Consider the following 18328-nt stretch of genomic DNA (forward strand, 5'->3'; position numbering starts at 1 on the left):
ACATCGGCGCTGTGGGGAGAACTTACCCCTTGCCTTTTACAGCGCCGATAAAGGTGGAACGAGCAGATTTGGAGCCCAGGCGTTCGGCTTCATTCATCAGCTTCAGGGCCTTGTCGATATCCCCTTTCGCCACGGCCTGTTTAATACCGTTATTGAAGTAGCTTTCCGTATCGTTGAGCATCGGCTCGGCTTTCGCCGCCGGAGCCGGAGCTGCCACCGGCGCGGCGACAGGCGCTGCGTAGGCTGGTGCAGCAGTATTACCCACGGTTACCGGTGCTGGGCCGGAGGAGCCGAACAGCGGGCCAACCAATACGCTGGAGCTGCTGTTGGTTTTCACCTTCAGCTTCACCAGGCCATCGGTAGTGTGTTTCGCCACCGGGTCAGGAATATCCGGCACCGCGTTGCCGATACCTTTGGCATAGGCTTTGGCCGGATCCAGCAACGTAGTGGTCTGCTGGAGATCTTTAGCGGTCGTGAAGACCAGCACGTAGAGTTTTTGCTGGCCCAGCGCCGGCGTCAGGCGCATTTCACCTTCCAGACGGTCAGCGCTCATCACGCCCGGTGCCTGATAGGTAAAGTAGCTGCTTGGGAAGTAGGCCGAAGGAGTCATATTCTGGTCAAGAATCAACACATTCGGCGCAAAGACGTTAGTTTGTTTATTCACTTCGCTGGTCAGGGTCAGCGTTAGCTCGCCAATATTAGCCGGCACGCTGTAGGCGACCACTTTACCGGTAATGCCCGGGACGTTAAGCGTTTGCCCGCCCACGGCAATCTGCGTGGACTGCACTTTAGATTGATCGACCGGCGTCCAGGTAAGCTGTTGCAGGTCGCTGGTTGGGATGGTTGGCGCAGCGCTGGTATTTTGCGGCACATAGTTGACGTCGGCGAGGCTGATACCCGGGACGCTCGCCAGCAATCCAGCGGATAAGCACAGAGCAACGAGACTTTTTTTCATTTTCATTATGATGACCTCAGAAATCGTCAGTCTAGCGGTGGCCAGGCAATAGCGCGCTAAACCTTACGGAACAGAGGGGCTTGCGCCCCTCGTCGGTTGTTACATCAGGCTAGTACTGAATTACCACCAGATTTCCATCTGTGCACCGAAGGACCATTCGTCGTTATCACCACGGCTGTAGGTTTTCGCGCTGGTATCTTTGTATGCGATACCGTTGTCATAACCCCATTTCTCATCCCACTTCGCATAGGTTGCGAAGACACGGATTGCCGGACGGGACCAGATGCTATCGCCCGCCTGCCATTGCTGTGCCAGGGTGATTTTATACTGGTTGTTGGTGTCGCCGGTTTTCTGGGACTTCACGTTGTCATAGCCCACTTCCATCAGGGTGCTCATGATTGGTGTCCATTTGTACATAGGACGAACACCAACGGTCCACCACTTGGTACCGTTACCGTCATCACGATCGATGTTCTGGTACATACCAACGTACATCAGGTCAACTTTCTCACCCAGAGAGATTGCGCCGTGGTCAAGAACACGCCACAGGTCACCGTTGTTATTGATTCTGTTATCTACAGCACCAATTTCAGCGTCTTTGTCGTAGTCGTTGCCGGTGAAGGAGCCCTGAGACAGGCCTTTACCCTGAGTGGTCATTGCATCAGTGGCGTACTGAACAACAAACTTGTTGTAGCCCTTCAGCATGCTCTGGGTGTGTTCAGCGGTGAACATCCAGCCATCTTTAGATGCGCCATCTGCAAAGCTATAGCCGTCAGTTTTGTTCGCACGACCATAGTCAACGCCAAGCTCCAACACGCCGTCTGGGTTAGTTTCCAGACCCGCTAAACGTACGTCGAATACGTCGTTCGCCGTGTCTTTGTATTTGCTATAGATATCGTTGCTAGTGAAGATGTAAGAACCGCCAGCTTCCTGAGAACGGGTCGCTGCCAGAGACAGTTTACCGAAGCCCAGATCGACGTTTTCGATACCTGCACCAGGACCTGAAATATCCCAGTAGTAGAAGTCGATCATGTGAACGTCATGACGCTGGTAGAAGCGCTTACCGGCCCAGATGGTGGAGCCTGGCAGCCATTCAATCAGGTTTTTACCCTGCACGTTCGCTTCACGGAACGCTGGGTCAGTCGCTTCCCAGTCATTCTGCTGGGCGACGGAGTAAGCCACGTTAGTGTCGAAGTAGAAGCTCTTATCGCCCTCTTTCCACACTTCCTGACCTAATTTAATTTCGGCGTAGGTTTCACATTCGTTACCGAGACGGTATTTACTGCCGGCACCGGTTGCCTGGAAACACTGTTGTTCGCCACCGCTACCCGTCCAGCCAATGCCGGAACGTGCGTAGCCATGAAAATCTACAGCCATTGCCTGAGCAGACATAATGCCTGCTGCTACGGCAACCGCCACGGGGAGTTTGCGCAGAGTAATCATCTATTCTATCTCCTGAGATCATTGCTTTTCTTTAACATTCCACCCGGTAACGCCTTATCGCTGGCGGTGTAAGGGCTTCGTGCTTGTTTTGTTATGGGACTCTTAAACGCCGGGTTCTTTATGCAGCCGACGACATGCGGTGCCATCTTCACGGAACAGATGACAACGCTCTGGCGGCAAACCGATGGCGAATGTGGCACCCTCTTCTACCAACACCACGTCGTTCTGGCGGTACACCAGGTTTTGACGAATGGCGGGGATCTGGATATGAATTTGTGTTTCGTGACCAAGCTGTTCAACAACATTCACCACGCCTTCCAGCGTCACATCGGCGATGTGGCTAGGCAGCAGGTGTTCAGGGCGGATACCCAGCGACATGTTGGTTCCCACGGTGACGTTGTTGCTCTCCACCGGTAGCCAGATTTGCTGGCGGTTTGGCAGTTCAACCTGTACCTGCTCAATGGCGGTCGCCGTGACTTTAACCGGCAGGAAGTTCATCTTCGGCGAGCCGATAAAGCCCGCGACAAAACGGTCGGCCGGATAGTGATACAGCTCCAGCGGTTTACCCACCTGCGCCACGCGACCGGCATCCAGCACCACGATTTTGTCGGCCAGGGTCATCGCTTCGACCTGGTCGTGGGTGACGTAAATCATCGTGCGACCAAGGCGTTTGTGCAGACGGGAAATTTCAATACGCATCTGAACGCGCAGTGCGGCATCCAGGTTAGAAAGCGGTTCATCGAGCAGGAATACGCGAGGTTCTGCCACCAGCGTACGGCCAATAGCGACACGCTGACGCTGACCGCCGGAAAGGGCTTTTGGCTTACGTTCCAGCAGATGAGCCAACTGCAAGACTTCAGCAACCTGAGTCACACGCTGGTTGATAACTTCTTTTTTGGCACCAGCCAGCTTCAGGCCAAAGGACATGTTTTCAGCGACGGAAAGATGGGGATACAGCGCATAGGACTGGAAGACCATGCCCACGCCACGCTCGGCGGGCGGGATATCGTTCATGCGGGTTCCACCGATCATCAGATCGCCGCTGGTGATGGTTTCGAGGCCCGCGATCATACGCAGCAGGGTTGATTTACCGCAGCCCGATGGCCCGACAAACACCACGAATTCCCCTTCCTGGATATCGAGGTTGATATCTTTCGATACCACCACATCGCCCCAGGCTTTCGTTACATTGCGTAGCTGTACGTTCGCCATGCCCTTCTCCCTCGTTACAACCTGTCACCAAAAGACACAATCAAGATGGCCTGACTATGCAACAGCCATCATTTTGGTGAATCCTCCACCCCCCCGGTTTTTTATGGGGGAGGAGGCGGGAGGATGAGAAGGCATGCTCTGCCCCCGATAACATCTCGTCGGGATGAAGATCGTGATGGGGCTTGCAAAAAACGGCGCATTTTTTTGTGCGCTGGGACTCATAACCGGGGATTTTGTTACCAGGATCACACTATTAGCCCCGAGGGCGTAGACTCCAGGAGGATGGAAAGGGGTTGCTAAAAAAGGAAACTCATCGACGTTAAACCACCTCTGTGTATCCACGAGTACATCACCAAAAAAAGGACGGGATATATGAAAATCAAAACTGGCGCTCGCATCCTCGCGCTGTCCGCATTGACCACGATGATGTTTTCCGCCTCTGCCCTGGCAAAAATTGAAGAGGGAAAACTGGTTATCTGGATTAACGGCGACAAAGGCTATAACGGTCTTGCCGAGGTAGGTAAGAAATTCGAAAAAGACACCGGCATTAAAGTCACCATCGAACACCCGGACAAGCTGGAAGAGAAATTCCCGCAGGTTGCCGCCACTGGCGATGGCCCGGATATTATCTTCTGGGCGCACGACCGTTTTGGTGGTTACGCACAGTCTGGCCTGCTGGCTGAAATCACCCCGGACAAAGCGTTCCAGGACAAACTCTACCCGTTCACCTGGGATGCGGTACGCTACAACGGCAAGCTGATTGCTTATCCAATCGCGGTGGAAGCACTGTCGCTGATTTACAACAAAGACCTCGTTCCTAACCCGCCGAAAACCTGGGAAGAAATTCCTGCGCTGGATAAAACCCTGAAGGCGAAAGGCAAGTCGGCGCTGATGTTCAACCTGCAAGAACCGTACTTCACCTGGCCGCTGATTGCCGCCGACGGTGGCTATGCGTTCAAGTTTGAAAATGGCAAGTACGACGTGAAAGACGTGGGCGTGGACAGCGCTGGCGCGAAAGCGGGTCTGACCTTCCTGGTTGACCTGATCAAAAACAAACACATGAACGCGGATACCGATTACTCCATCGCTGAAGCAGCCTTTAACAAAGGTGATACCGCGATGACCATCAACGGTCCGTGGGCGTGGTCCAACATCGATAAGAGCAAGGTGAACTACGGCGTAACGCTGCTGCCAACCTTCAAAGGTAAAGCCTCTAAACCGTTCGTAGGCGTACTGAGCGCCGGTATCAACGCCGCTAGCCCGAACAAAGAACTGGCGAAAGAGTTCCTCGAAAACTACCTGCTGACCGATCAGGGTCTGGATGAAGTGAACAAGGACAAACCGCTGGGCGCTGTAGCACTGAAATCCTTCCAGGATCAGTTAGCGAAAGACCCACGTATCGCGGCCACCATGGATAACGCCCAGAAAGGCGAAATCATGCCGAACATCCCACAGATGTCCGCATTCTGGTATGCCGTTCGTACCGCAGTGATCAACGCAGCAAGCGGCCGTCAGACCGTTGATGCCGCGCTGAAAGATGCACAGGGTCGTATCACCAAGTAATGCTTTTATCCCCTCTCCCCTAGGGAGAGGGAGAAAAGAACAATCGTTGTAGAGGAAGATCCCCATGGATGTCATTAAAAAGAAACATTGGTGGCAAAGCGACACGCTGAAATGGTCAGTGATTGGTCTGCTTGGCCTACTGGTGGCTTACCTTGTTGTTTTAATGTATGCACAAGGGGAATATCTGTTCGCCATCATGACGCTGATTTTAAGTTCAGCGGGCCTGTATATTTTCGCCAATCGTAAAACCTACGCCTGGCGCTATGTTTACCCAGGCGTGGCCGGGATGGGGCTGTTCGTCCTGTTCCCACTGATTTGTACTATCGCCATTGCCTTTACCAACTACAGCAGCACCAACCAGCTGACCTTCGAACGCGCCCAGGAAGTTCTGATGGACCGTTCCTATCAGGCAGGTAAAACCTACAACTTTGGCCTGTATCCTGCGGGCGATGAGTGGCAGCTGGCCCTCACCGACGGCGAAAGCGGTAAAAACTATCTCTCCGACGCCTTTAAATTTGGCGGCGAGCAAAAACTGCAGCTCAAAGAAACCGACGCCCTGCCAACCGGCGAACGCGCGGCATTACGCATCATCACCCAGAATCGTCAGGCGCTAAACCAGCTGACGGCGGTTCTGCCGGATGAAAGCAAAGTCACCATGAGCTCGCTGCGCCAGTTCTCTGGCACCCAGCCGCTCTATACGCTGGCCGATGATGGCCTGCTGACCAACAACCAAAGCGGCGTCAAATACCGTCCTAACGGCGATATTGGCTACTACCAGACCATCAACGCCGACGGTAGCTGGGGCAGTGAAAAGCTGAGCCCGGGCTACACCGTCAGCATCGGCTGGGACAACTTCACCCGCGTCTTTACCGATGAAGGTATCAAGAAACCGTTCTTCGAAATCTTCGTCTGGACGGTGGTCTTCTCGGTTCTGACGGTGGTACTAACCGTGGCGGTCGGCATGATTCTGGCCTGCGTCGTCCAGTGGGAATCGCTGAAAGGCAAAGCCATCTACCGCGTGCTGCTGATTCTGCCGTATGCCGTACCGTCGTTTATCTCGATTCTGATTTTCAAAGGGCTGTTCAACCAGAGCTTTGGTGAAATCAACATGATGCTGAGCGCGCTGTTCGGTATCAAACCGGCCTGGTTCAGCGACCCAACCACCGCCCGTTCGATGATTGTTATCGTCAACACCTGGCTTGGCTATCCATACATGATGATCCTGTGCATGGGCCTGCTGAAAGCGATTCCGGACGACCTGTACGAAGCATCGGCAATGGATGGCGCAGGGCCGTTCCAGAACTTCTTTAAAATTACGTTCCCGCTGTTGATTAAGCCGCTAACGCCGCTGATGATCGCCAGCTTCGCCTTTAACTTTAACAACTTCGTGCTGATTCAGCTGTTGACCAACGGTGGCCCGGATCGTCTCGGCACCACCACGCCGGCCGGCTATACCGACCTGCTGGTCAGCTACACCTACCGTATCGCCTTTGAAGGCGGCGGCGGCCAGGACTTTGGTCTGGCGGCAGCGATTGCAACGCTTATCTTCCTGCTGGTGGGGGCGCTCGCGATAGTGAACCTGAAAGCCACTCGTATGAAGTTTGATTAAGGGAGACAACGATCATGGCTATGGTACAACCGAAATCTCAGAAACTGCGGCTCTTCACCACGCACCTTCTGCTACTGATTTTTATTGCGGCGATTATGTTCCCGCTGCTGATGGTTATCGCGATTTCTCTGCGTGAGGGTAACTTCGCGACGGGCAGTCTGATCCCAGAAAATATCTCCTGGGAGCACTGGAAACTGGCGCTGGGCTTCAGCGTTGAGCACGCGGATGGCCGCGTAACGCCGCCGCCGTTCCCGGTACTGCTGTGGCTGTGGAACTCGGTGAAAATCGCTGGCATCACCGCCATCGGTATCGTCACGCTTTCCACCACCTGCGCCTATGCATTTGCCCGTATGCGTTTCCCGGGGAAAGCGGCGTTGCTGAAAGGGATGCTGATTTTCCAGATGTTCCCGGCGGTCCTGTCGCTGGTTGCGCTGTACGCATTGTTTGACCGTCTGGGCCAGTACATTCCGTTTATCGGTCTGAACACCCACGGTGGGGTAATCTTCGCCTACCTCGGCGGTATTGCGCTGCACGTGTGGACGATTAAAGGTTACTTCGAAACCATTGATAACTCTCTGGAAGAAGCGGCTGCGCTGGATGGCGCAACCCCGTGGCAGGCGTTCCGCCTGGTACTGCTGCCGCTCTCCGTACCGATTCTGGCGGTGGTGTTTATCCTGTCGTTTATCGCCGCCATTACCGAAGTACCGGTTGCATCACTGCTGCTGCGTGATGTGAACAGCTACACCCTGGCCGTAGGTATGCAGCAATATCTCAACCCACAAAACTACCTGTGGGGCGACTTTGCCGCCGCGGCAGTTCTTTCCGCCATCCCTATTACCGTGGTCTTCCTGCTCGCGCAGCGTTGGCTGGTAAACGGCCTCACGGCCGGCGGCGTGAAGGGCTAAGTTTCATCGTTAAATGCCACTGTTATCATCCTCAACTTGCAAGAACCCTAACTTGTGACTGTTTGGCGCTCTCCGGAGCGCCCTTTTTTTCGAGTGCCTCCGAGAAAATTTACTCTCGCTTTAAGCGCTTCGAATTACACAACCACAGCGTAATCACCAGCAGCAAAATCGCGGCAGAGTAAATCAGCACATCCATCGGTGACTTATGATCGACAATAATCAGCCGCACTATCGCCGTAATACCGATATAGACAAAGTAACGTAGGGGGAAGTGAAAGCCTGACTGAAAGTACTTCACAATCAGCGCGATAAACTCGAAATAGAGAAAGTAGACCACCAGCCCTTCCACCAGCTCATACTTGCTGGTGCTTTCCGGCGCGAACAGCACGTCCGCCAGATGCAGTGTCTCTTTACCGAGAAAAACCACCAGGATCAGGCCAAGACTGAGCAAACCTAAATTCAACACGGTCTGCAGAATGGTGGAGATAAACTCTACGCGTGGACGAGATAGCGACGTCATAGCTAACACCTCTTTCGCTGGGCCGAGATCTTTGTATAGCGCAAAAATGTGATCCAGATCTAGTTTTTTATCGTGCCGGAATCATGACCAATCTCAACAGCGCGGCAACTCTGCGCTTGCGCACATTATTTCCCGGCAAATTACCGAATCTCACCGCGGGCTGGCACAATTACCGCTGACTTTGTGCTTTGAAGGTACGAGACATGCTCCATATTCGCCGCGCAACCCCCGACGATATTCCGTTGTTACAACACATGGCTATCACCAGCTACCGCCACCATTTCGCGCATTTGTGGAAAAATCCCGATGAGCTGGCGCATTTTTTGACCGAAGAATATGGCGAAGCGGCCCTGCAACGCTCGCTATCCGACACCCGCTGCGTCTGGCTCATTGCCTGTGCCGGGGCGCCGATTGGTTTTGCGAAGTACACGCGACAACAGCGAATTGAGCCAGAGAATATTGTCGGCACCTTGCTGCATAAGCTGTATCTCATGCCGGGCGAGACGGGGAAAAACTACGGTGAGCAGATTTTTGCCGAGGTCAGTCAACAGGCCAAAGCGCAGGAAGAAACGCATCTTTGGCTGGAAGTCCTGGCCGATAACCCTCACGCCCGCCGCTTTTATCAGCGCCTGGGTATGGAGCACGTTAAGGACATCACCTTCACCACCGCCACGCAAACCAGTACCTTGAACATACTGGCCAAACTGCTTTGAGAGGACAGGATGAACGCTTTTCGTCAGGCCGCGATTCGCAACGTTACCCGCGGTAATAATATCGTTATCTACGAGCCGAGCAATCTCTACGACTGCACGCTGGGCAACAACGTGTTTGTCGGGCCCTTCGTAGAAATTCAGGGCAACAGCTGGATTGGCGACAACAGCAAAATCCAGTCGCACACCTTTATCTGTGAATACGTCACTATCGGTAGCCACTGCTTTATTGGTCACGGCGTGATGTTCGCGAACGATATGTTTCGCGAGGGGAAGCCCGATGCCGACCGCGATAACTGGGGGCGGATTACCCTGGGGGATAATGTCTCCATCGGCAGCGGGGCCACGATTCTGTCGGTATCGATTTGCGACGGCGTGGTGATTGGCGCAGGCAGCGTTGTGACCCGCTCGATAACGGAAAAAGGGGTTTATGCCGGCAACCCGGCACGCCTGCTGCGCCGTTTATAGCCAAGCTGATTACCGATAGCCGGGTCAGCTATCGGCAATCACCCGCTAGCGGAAGTTCTGGCTCTTATCGCCGGTCATGCTGTAGAGCTCAAACTTACGTCCCAGCATCTGCCCGCCGTCGCGCGTCAGCGGCGTCCAGCCGACGGAAGCCCGGCTGCGGGTTGGGCCGGAGGTGAAGAGATCCATCGGGATATTGACATACACCCCTTTGGTGAACTCCCCTTCTCCGTACTCGTCCGCCGACACGTTGGTAATTGTGGCGTAGGCTCCCACGATGATACCGCTGTCAAAGTGCTTCGAAATGTCCAGGGTGCCGCCTTTATCGCCTGCCAGATACTGCCCGACGCTGGCTTTCACCAGCACGTCCTGGGCAAACGACGGCGTCCAGTACGCAGTGAGATGCCCGGTTTTGACGCTGTAATCGGTGAACTTCATCATGTCCTGCGCGCTGCGCCAATCACGCTGCTTCACGTAGTTGGCATTCAGGCCAAAGGCCCAGTTGCTGTCGACCGGACGGTAAAGCACTTCCGCTCCTGCGCCGCCGTACATGGTTTCCAGATAGCCGCCGTAAACCTGGCCGTAGAAATCATTCCCCAGATACTGGAAGTAGTTGGCCTGCAGGTTATTCACATAGACATCGTTCTCAACGTATTCACGAATGTGCGTACGCACGCGCGGCAGCGCCGAGTCCTTCGGCGGATTGGTGTAGTTAAACTTATCGTAGTTGTTGGCGATATTGGCGAACACGCTGCCGCTGGTCAGCAGGTGGTCCGTAACCCACCAATCCGCGGTGCCCATCACGCCGACCTGATACATGTAGAAGCTTTCCGGACCACCGATAGACTGGCTCAGCACCGGATCAAGATGGAAATCGAAGCGCGATTTATCGATATACCAGCCCTGCTCGGTTTTCTCCGGCATTACCGGCGCCATGCGTTTATGCACCAGCGGCGTTTCCTGGCCTAGCGGCTCACCTTCCAGATGACGTTTAAGGCTAGCCACATCCGTTTCGGTAGTCACTTCCGGCAGGTTAAGACGGGTTTCGGTAATACGGATCGTGCGGATCCCATCGGGAAGATCGTTCATGACGATCCGATTGGCGCGTTCGATCCCTTCACGAGAGTCGCGGTACTTCACCTGCTCGCCGGTTACGTACAGCGTATCGCCTTTCACCTGCATGTTCGGCGCGGCAAATCCGGCGTTATACTTCAGCATGGTCAGCTGATTTGCCACCACCGAGTGCTGCAGGATCGCGTCCTGCGGCTGCGGGCGGTAAGTTGGCCGCGCGTTGTCGTTATAGGACGGGCGCAGATCGTTAAAATTAGTGCGCAGGGTAAAACCAAACATCACGGTGTTACCGCGCTCGTAGCTAAGGTTCACGTCGGCCCAGTCGGTGACGCGATAAATGGCGCCGACGTTAAACTTGCTCTTTTGCTCAATCTTGCCGGCAAAGTCCTGCTGATAGTTGTTGCCCTCATATTCCAGCTTCAGACGCAGCGGCTGCCACGGCGTCTGGTATTCAATACCGCCGAACCACGCCGCGGGGCCGTGGAACATTTGGCTACCATCGACCGAACCCGCTTTGCGATAGCTGTTATCGCGGTAGCAGTATTTATCACTGTACGAACAGAACGGGCTGGTGGCGTTACCGCTGGTCCCCAGATAACCCCAGCCTAAACCGAGGGAGAAATCGAACGGCCCCCAGGCTTTACTGGCGACGACATATTCCGAGTCAAACAGCCCGGTACCGCCGATATCACGCGCCCCCACCGCCACCTGCGGCAGCCAGTAGCTCTCCTCCCACAGCCGCAGCTTCACGTCGAAGGCTTTATCTTTGTAGGTCTGCGAGCCAGAAAATGACTCCACGCTGCTGTAATTTTTGGTACGCACGTCGGTGTAGCGCAGGGTGGTTTCCAGCCACGGGAACAGCTGGGCCGAAGCGGAGTAATAGCGGTACTGGTCATTATTGCGATAGTTGGCGCTGAACTCGCCCTCGCGCGCCATACGCGCCGTTGGGGTTTGCAGCAGGCCGACGCCGCCGAAATCCGACTGCGACGGGCCGATTGGCGCCGGATAGGTTTCTGCATGGCAGGCCGCGCTCACCGACAGGGCGAGCAGGCTATACAGACAGGTTTTTTTCATTATTCAGGTCTCCGCTGCGACAAGGAGCGAAGAATGGCGGCGTTGAGCGTCTCATACTTATTCGTCCACAATGAGTCAGCAAAGCCGACAAAAAGGATGCTGCCGGGCATGGGTTCGATATGACGTTTATTCCAGTAGGCCACCGGTGCTTTCTGCGTGCGTCCATCCGGGTAAATCACCCAGGCGTAGCTGCGGTCCGCACCGCTGAGCAGGTTTATATCTTCAAGATATCCCGCGGCATCTTTTCCCGGGGTAAACGCGATATTCCCCGGTTTATCCACCAGCCCGACCAGCGTAATCGTCGAGGGCTCACGCCCAAGCCAAAGGGTGTATTTCCCCTGCAGCGGCGGGTTATTTTGGCTGTGGACACGTACGGTATCCGGGTCAAGCGGCACCATTAAACGCCCGGTGACCGGTATCGCCTGCAGCTGATTGCGCAGTGCGTTGATGGCCGCAGCCGCGCTATCACCTTCATCCGCCGCCAGCGCGCTTAGCTGTGCCAGCAAGGCCTGATGTTCGCGCGTGGCCTGTTCCGTGGCCTGCGGAGTGGCGATAACCGCACCGGGCCACCAGCTTCCCGCCAGCCGTGGCTGCCCGACTAAATCCACCAGCCGCTCGGCGTTTGTTAGCGTTAGCGGTTTCGCCACGCCCGCCTGATGAACCTCAACGGTGCCTGCGGCCAGAACGGAGGCAGAAGAAAGAAGACTGACGATAGCGGCAGCAATAAGCGTTTTTTTCATGATTTTGCCGCCTTGATAAGCGTGGTGTTCACCGGGAAAGTACCCGCCCCCAGATACTGCTGCGATTGGCGGATCTGCCCTTCGCTATCCACCCAATAGCGGTTACGCCAGTGGGCTTCGGAAGTGCTGACTTCTTCCTCCAGAATGCGCACCGCCGTTTGCGTGCCCGCCATGGTCATCGTATCGCTACCGTCCCAGCGGAAGGTGGATATTGCCGTGGCGTAGCGAACCTGCTGGTGCTCGGTCCAGCCCATCGTCCGCGTCCAGGTCGCGCCGTCGGTAATCTGATTTGCATGGCTCAAAGGATCGTTATCGAGGTTATTCACCGTCAACAGGTTGTCACCCTTGAGCTGTGTTTTCACCAGACGCCCGTGCTGAGTCACCAGCATCGCCCGGTCCTGGGTCAGCCATTTTTGTTGGCCGTTTTCCGAGAACGCCAGCACCACAAAAATCTGCGGTCCACCGTTGAGCTGCATATATTGGCTGGCATACGGCATATTCTGGATATCGTCGTCGGTCAGCTGTACGCCCGGCGAACCCCAAATGCTCTCCCAGAACGAGTGCCCCAGCCCCTTGGTGCTGGGTGAACACGCCTGAAGCAACAGGCAAAAAAGAGGGATAAAAAGTCGCTTCACGGCGCATCTCCAGGGGCGAAATAACCACACCGAAGTGTGGTTAGAATTAACGTACCTTTAATTACTGGGTACTGGTTGTCGTGCTGGTGGTGGTAGTGGTCCCGGTATTGGAACCATCGCCGCCAGCCGCTGCCAGCGCCATACCGACAGCAGAACCTGCGGTGCTGGCACTGGTGGCGGTTGAACTCCCGGCAGACACGGACGTTGCCGCAACGCCAGCCGCTTCACCGGTTTCAATCGGTGCCGCGCTAACGCTTGCCGCAGCAAACGCCGAAATGGCAAAGATGCCATAGAGGATTTTCTTCATAATAATTTCCCTTCAATGATTGAATGGATATTTGCCCAAGAGAATTCAGGCGTCATCGAGTATACACAACCCAATGAATAGATTTGGCGCAGGGAAAATAGACAGGGGTACTTTAGGATAATAAGCAAAAGCAATAACGCAAAATAAATATAGCAATTAAAAACATATACTTATTTATTAATTAAAAAATAGCAATATACGGTTATTCCGAAAGAGAAGCCAAGTTGAATGGATATTTAGGATTATGCTCAATGCCAATATTAGGCAAATTTCAGGAATAAGCAGAATTATCTGACAAAAAAAATGCCGGCATCAAGCCGGCATTGAGAATATATAACCTTACGCGCGCCAGGACTTATAACGGTTAATCAGACCGTTGGTCGAGCTATCGTGGCTGTTGATGGCTTTATCATCATTCAGCTCCGGCAGGATGCGGTTAGCCAGCTGTTTACCCAGCTCAACGCCCCATTGGTCGAAGGTGAAGATGTTCAGGATTGCGCCCTGAGTGAAGATTTTGTGTTCGTACAGCGCGATCAATGCACCCAGGCTGTAAGGCGTGATTTCACGCAGCAGGATGGAGTTGGTCGGACGGTTGCCTTCGAACACTTTGAACGGCACCACGTAGTCCAGAGTTGCCGGATCTTTACCCTGGTCACGGTATTCCTGTTCAACCACTTCGCGAGATTTGCCGAACGCCAGCGCTTCGGTCTGTGCGAAGAAGTTAGACAGCAGTTTTGGATGGTGGTCGGTCAGCGGGTTGTGGGTGATAGCCGGGGCGATGAAATCGCACGGTACCACTTTGGTGCCCTGGTGAATCAGCTGATAGAACGCGTGCTGGCCGTTGGTACCCGGCTCGCCCCAGATGATTGGGCCGGTCTGGTGCGCCACTTTGTCGCCGTTACGGTCAACGTACTTACCGTTGGACTCCATATTGCCCTGCTGGAAGTACGCGGCAAAGCGATGCATGTACTGATCGTACGGCAGAATCGCTTCAGTTTCGGTGCCGTAAAAATTGTTGTACCAGATGCCGATCAGCGCCAGCAGTACCGGCAGGTTTTTCTCAGCCGGGGTGGTGGAGAAGTGTTGGTCCATCGCGTGGGCGCCGGACAGCAGCTCAACAAAGTTGTCAAAACCAACGGACAGGATGATCGACAGGCCAATCGCTGACCACAGAGAGTAGCGGCCGCCAACCCAGTCCCAGAACTCGAACATGTTGGCAGTATCGATACCAAACTCAGAGACCGCTTTACCGTTGGTGGACAGCGCCGCGAAGTGTTTCGCCACGTGCTTCTGGTCTACCGCGCTTGCCAGGAACCAGTCGCGCGCGCTGTGGGCGTTGGTCATGGTTTCCTGAGTGGTGAAGGTTTTTGAAGCCACCAGGAACAGGGTGGTTTCCGGGTTCAGCGTTTTGAGCGTTTCGGCGATGTGGGTACCATCAACGTTAGAAACGAAGTGCATGTTGAGGTGGTTTTTGTACGGACGCAGCGCTTCGGTCACCATGAATGGACCCAGGTCGGAGCCGCCGATACCGATGTTCACCACGTCGGTAATCGCCTTACCGGTGTAGCCTTTCCACTGACCGGAGATGATCGCTTCGGAGAACGATTTCATCTTCTCCAGCACCGCGTTCACTTCTGGCATCACGTCTTTGCCATCAACCACAATCGGGGTATTGCTACGGTTACGCAGCGCGACGTGCAGCACGGCACGGTCTTCGGTGCGGTTGATCTTTTCGCCGGAGAACATGGACTTGATAGCACCGCTCAGATCGGTCTCTTTCGCCAGATCTAACAGCTTCGCCAACGTCTCTTCGGTGATGCGGTTTTTAGAGAAATCGACCAGCATCTGATCGTCGAAGGTCGCGGAAAACTTAGCAAAACGATCGCCATCTTTGGCGAACAGTTCCGCAATAGTAACGTCCTTCATTTCATCGAAGTGTTTCTGTAGTGCCTGCCACGCAGCGGTCTGCGTTGGGTTGATGTTTTTCATTAGCAATACCCTTCTGATTTAAAAATCGTAACTGTCCTCGATTGTAGCGCCAGTCACAAAAAATTGTGATGGTTTTAATGTTATCCCCCTGTCGGATGACAAAATCGTGCACAAAACAGACAAAAACATCGCCTTTATAAGCCTCGTTACTGAGGGTTACAGCTGCATGAAAAATCCGCATAACCCCAGCGTTGACAACTTACCCACTAACCCTTTATTTATAAATGTACTACCTGCGCATACGCAGGCCAGAAGAGGCGCGTTGCCCAGGTACACGGTGTTTGAGGAACCAGTCCTGTGAAAACATCTGAAGGGGAGCAACGCCGAGATGATTGAACAACCGGTTATGTTCATCATCGGCTACAGGGGCTGAATCCCCTGGGTTGTCACCAGAAACGTTCGCAGTCGCACGTTTCACAAGTGGTGGAGCACTTCTGGGTGAAATCGTAGCTGTTTATCGCTCTGCGCCCACCCGTTTTTCGCTCTTCCCTTGTGCCAAGGCTGAATAATTTGGACTGACTTATCTAAGCCAGCCCTCCCCTGACACGAGGTTATTATGACAGCATTAGTAGTCGCCAAATTTGGCGGAACCAGCGTAGCCGATTTTGATGCTATGAACCGCAGCGCCGACGTGGTGCTTTCCGACGCCAGCGTGCGCGTTGTTGTGCTGTCTGCCTCTGCAGGTATCACCAATCTGTTGGTTGCCCTGGCTGAAGGGCTGGAACCCGCCGAGCGTCAGGTCAAGCTCGACGCGATTCGCGCGATTCAATACGCCGTCCTCGAACGTCTTTCCAACCCGGCGGTTATCCGCGATGAAATCGAGCGCCTGCTGGAAAATCTGGCAGCGCTGGCAGAAGCCGCCGCGAGCGAAACCTCCACCGCCCTGACCGACGATCTGGTCAGCCACGGCGAACTGATGTCGACCCTGCTATTCGTTGAAATCCTGCGCGAACGTAGCGTTCAGGCACAGTGGTTTGACGTGCGTAAAGTGATGCGCACCAGCGACCGATTTGGCCGCGCCGAACCGGACGTTGCCGCGCTGTCTGAGCTGGCAACCCAACTGCTGGTACCGCGTCTGGACGAAGGTCTGGTCATCACCCAGGGCTTTATCGGGAGCGAAAGCAAAGGCCGCACCACTACGCTGGGCCGTGGCGGCAGCGACTACACCGCGGCTCTGCTTGGCGAAGCTTTGCATGCCACTCGCGTTGATATCTGGACCGACGTTCCGGGGATCTACACCACCGATCCACGCGTAGTACCTGCCGCAAAACGCATTGATGAAATTGCCTTTGAAGAGGCCGCAGAGCTTGCGACCTTCGGCGCGAAAGTCCTGCACCCAGCAACGTTGCTGCCTGCCGTGCGCAGCGATATCCCAGTATTCGTCGGCTCCAGCAAAGATCCGAAAGCGGGCGGTACGCTGGTGTGCAATGAAACCGCTAACCCGCCGCTGTTCCGCGCGCTGGCGCTGCGTCGTAAGCAAACGCTGCTGACCCTGCACAGCCTGAATATGCTGCACTCCCGTGGTTTCCTCGCCGAGGTGTTCGGTATTCTGGCGCGCCACAATATCTCGGTAGATCTGATAACCACTTCAGAAGTAAGCGTGGCGTTAACCCTGGATACTACCGGTTCCACCTCTACCGGCGACACGCTGCTGACGCAGTCCCTGCTGATGGAGCTGTCGGCGCTGTGCCGCGTTGAAGTGGAAGAGAATCTGGCGCTGGTCGCGCTGATTGGTAACGACCTGTCCAAAGCCTGCGGCGTGGGCAAAGAGGTATTTGGCGTACTGGAACCGTTCAACATCCGCATGATTTGCTACGGCGCATCCAGCCATAACCTGTGCTTCCTGGTGCCTGGCGCAGAAGCCGAGCAGGTGGTGCAAAAACTTCACCATAATTTGTTTGAATAATATTTCAGCACGCGATAAACAATAACTATAGCCGGGCTCGAACCCGGCTTTTTTATAACAACACAACATCAAGATACGCAAAATCACTCACGTTGAATCACAACACGCTTGTGCTGGCCCCGAAGGGGCGAGGCGGTAAGCCGAGTAATGCGGCAGGCAATCAAATCACCGGGAGCGTACGGAAGTACGTGACTGGAGTGAGCGCGCGCAGCCAACGCAGAGGCAACGTGAAGGATGAAGTGTATAAATCGCAAGGAATACAACATGCTCGCCGTTCTCACCCGGCTGTTCCCGCTATGGGCGCTGCTGCTCTCTGTTATTGCCTACTTCACGCCGTCGACCTTCACGCCGATTGGTCCGCTGGTGCCTTCACTGCTGATGCTGATTATGTTTGGCATGGGCGTCCACCTGAAGGTGGACGATTTTAAACGCGTGCTGTCACGCCCGGCACCGGTCGCGGCGGGGATTTTTCTGCACTACCTGGTGATGCCGCTCGCCGCCTGGCTGCTGGCACTGGCGTTTCATATGCCGCCGGAGCTTTCCGCCGGAATGGTGCTGGTCGGCAGCGTCGCCAGCGGTACGGCATCTAACGTGATGATCTATCTGGCGAAGGGGGATGTTGCACTGTCGGTCACCATTTCCTCTGTCTCCACGCTGGTTGGCGTTGTTGCCACGCCGCTGCTCACCCGTCTGTACGTCGACGCACATATTCAGGTCGATGTGATGGGTATGCTGCTGAGTATTCTGCAAATTGTGGTGATCCCCATTGCGCTGGGTCTGGTGATTCATCACCTATTCCCGCGCGTCGTGAAGGCGGTTGAACCTTATCTGCCGGCGTTCTCCATGGTGTGTATTCTGGCGATCATCAGCGCCGTGGTGGCCGGCTCCGCATCGCATATCGCCTCGGTGGGTTTTGTGGTGATTATCGCGGTAATTCTGCATAACACCATCGGCCTGCTTGGCGGCTACTGGGGCGGGCGCCTGTTCGGCTTTGATGAGTCGACCTGCCGAACGCTGGCGATTGAAGTCGGGATGCAGAACTCAGGGCTGGCAGCGGCCTTAGGCAAGATTTACTTTGGCCCGCTGGCGGCGCTGCCCGGCGCGCTGTTCTCAGTGTGGCACAACCTGTCCGGCTCTCTGTTGGCAGGCTACTGGTCCGGCAAACCTATTGAGAATAAAAAGCGTAAATAACGCACAGCCCGTTCGGGACTTCACGAACGGGCG

The 18328-nt window shown here is 54.8% G+C and carries 16 protein-coding genes and 1 riboswitch; of the genes, 7 read left to right on the forward strand and 9 right to left on the reverse strand.

Annotated elements, in window-relative coordinates; translation table 11 throughout:
• Window positions 1-22 precede the first annotated feature (22 nt).
• The 3 genes from malM to malK all read right to left on the reverse strand — a co-directional run bounded on the left by malM (window position 23) and on the right by malK (window position 3610).
• Window positions 23-961, reverse strand: a complete 939-nt coding sequence (gene malM, locus LZ634_RS02405) for a maltose operon protein MalM (protein WP_234502133.1) — start codon at window positions 959-961, stop codon at window positions 23-25.
• 114 nt (window positions 962-1075) lie between these two features.
• Entirely contained in the window at window positions 1076-2398 is a 1323-nt protein-coding gene (locus LZ634_RS02410; protein ID WP_234502134.1) for a maltoporin, read from the reverse strand.
• A 102-nt stretch (window positions 2399-2500) separates the two neighbouring features.
• Window positions 2501-3610 carry a maltose/maltodextrin ABC transporter ATP-binding protein MalK gene (malK, locus tag LZ634_RS02415; protein WP_234502135.1) on the reverse strand — a complete coding sequence of 370 codons (1110 nt, stop codon included), beginning with the start codon at window positions 3608-3610 and terminating at the stop codon, window positions 2501-2503.
• A gap of 372 nt (window positions 3611-3982) precedes the next feature.
• Here malK and malE point away from each other — a divergent pair, with 372 nt between their 5' ends.
• From malE to malG, 3 genes are all read left to right on the forward strand, one after another.
• Window positions 3983-5173, forward strand: coding sequence for a maltose/maltodextrin ABC transporter substrate-binding protein MalE (gene malE / locus LZ634_RS02420; RefSeq protein WP_234502136.1), 1191 nt, complete (start codon window positions 3983-3985; stop codon window positions 5171-5173).
• A 64-nt stretch (window positions 5174-5237) separates the two neighbouring features.
• The gene (gene malF / locus LZ634_RS02425) at window positions 5238-6782 is read left to right on the forward strand and encodes a maltose ABC transporter permease MalF (protein ID WP_234502137.1); all 1545 of its coding nucleotides are present in this window, start codon (window positions 5238-5240) and stop codon (window positions 6780-6782) included.
• 14 nt (window positions 6783-6796) lie between these two features.
• On the forward strand, window positions 6797-7687 hold the full coding sequence (malG, locus tag LZ634_RS02430; protein WP_234502138.1) for a maltose ABC transporter permease MalG: 891 nt from the start codon (window positions 6797-6799) through the stop codon (window positions 7685-7687).
• A gap of 109 nt (window positions 7688-7796) precedes the next feature.
• Here the strand turns inward: malG and psiE are convergent, their stop codons facing one another.
• Entirely contained in the window at window positions 7797-8207 is a 411-nt protein-coding gene (gene psiE / locus LZ634_RS02435; RefSeq protein ID WP_234502139.1) for a phosphate-starvation-inducible protein PsiE, read from the reverse strand.
• A 203-nt stretch (window positions 8208-8410) separates the two neighbouring features.
• Here psiE and LZ634_RS02440 point away from each other — a divergent pair, with 203 nt between their 5' ends.
• Both LZ634_RS02440 and LZ634_RS02445 read left to right on the forward strand, forming a co-directional pair.
• Window positions 8411-8920 carry a GNAT family N-acetyltransferase gene (locus LZ634_RS02440; RefSeq protein WP_234502140.1) on the forward strand — a complete coding sequence of 170 codons (510 nt, stop codon included), beginning with the start codon at window positions 8411-8413 and terminating at the stop codon, window positions 8918-8920.
• Between the two features lie 9 nt (window positions 8921-8929).
• Window positions 8930-9385 (forward strand): acyltransferase, encoded by a 456-nt coding sequence (locus LZ634_RS02445; RefSeq protein WP_234502141.1) that lies wholly within the window; start codon window positions 8930-8932, stop codon window positions 9383-9385.
• Window positions 9386-9430: 45 nt separating this feature from the next.
• On the opposite strand, the gene LZ634_RS02450 is transcribed toward LZ634_RS02445, so the two are convergent.
• The 5 genes from LZ634_RS02450 to pgi form a co-directional block, all read right to left on the reverse strand.
• Window positions 9431-11527, reverse strand: coding sequence for a YjbH domain-containing protein (locus LZ634_RS02450; protein ID WP_234502142.1), 2097 nt, complete (start codon window positions 11525-11527; stop codon window positions 9431-9433).
• The gene (locus tag LZ634_RS02455; protein WP_234502159.1) at window positions 11527-12270 is read right to left on the reverse strand and encodes a capsule biosynthesis GfcC D2 domain-containing protein; all 744 of its coding nucleotides are present in this window, start codon (window positions 12268-12270) and stop codon (window positions 11527-11529) included. Before LZ634_RS02455 ends, LZ634_RS02450 begins: the two co-directional genes overlap by 1 nt.
• On the reverse strand, window positions 12264-12902 hold the full coding sequence (locus LZ634_RS02460) for a YjbF family lipoprotein (protein WP_234502143.1): 639 nt from the start codon (window positions 12900-12902) through the stop codon (window positions 12264-12266). Before LZ634_RS02460 ends, LZ634_RS02455 begins: the two co-directional genes overlap by 7 nt.
• A gap of 61 nt (window positions 12903-12963) precedes the next feature.
• On the reverse strand, window positions 12964-13209 hold the full coding sequence (gene yjbE / locus LZ634_RS02465; RefSeq protein ID WP_234502144.1) for an exopolysaccharide production protein YjbE: 246 nt from the start codon (window positions 13207-13209) through the stop codon (window positions 12964-12966).
• A gap of 339 nt (window positions 13210-13548) precedes the next feature.
• Window positions 13549-15198: a glucose-6-phosphate isomerase gene (pgi, locus tag LZ634_RS02470; RefSeq protein WP_234502145.1), complete on the reverse strand. Its 1650-nt coding sequence runs from the start codon at window positions 15196-15198 to the stop codon at window positions 13549-13551.
• A 244-nt stretch (window positions 15199-15442) separates the two neighbouring features.
• Window positions 15443-15640, forward strand: a riboswitch (Lysine riboswitch).
• 114 nt (window positions 15641-15754) lie between these two features.
• On the opposite strand from pgi, the gene lysC reads away from it, so the two are divergent.
• Together lysC and panS are read left to right on the forward strand one after the other, a co-directional pair.
• Window positions 15755-17104 carry a lysine-sensitive aspartokinase 3 gene (lysC, locus tag LZ634_RS02475; protein ID WP_234502146.1) on the forward strand — a complete coding sequence of 450 codons (1350 nt, stop codon included), beginning with the start codon at window positions 15755-15757 and terminating at the stop codon, window positions 17102-17104.
• Window positions 17105-17368: 264 nt separating this feature from the next.
• A complete protein-coding gene (gene panS / locus LZ634_RS02480) occupies window positions 17369-18295 on the forward strand; it encodes a ketopantoate/pantoate/pantothenate transporter PanS (RefSeq protein ID WP_061283387.1) in 927 nt (308 codons plus the stop codon).
• The last annotated feature ends 33 nt before the right edge of the window (window positions 18296-18328 follow it).

The sequence above is a fragment of the Kluyvera intermedia genome (assembly GCF_021440345.1).
Classification (GTDB): Bacteria; Pseudomonadota; Gammaproteobacteria; order Enterobacterales; family Enterobacteriaceae; genus Kluyvera; species Kluyvera intermedia_A.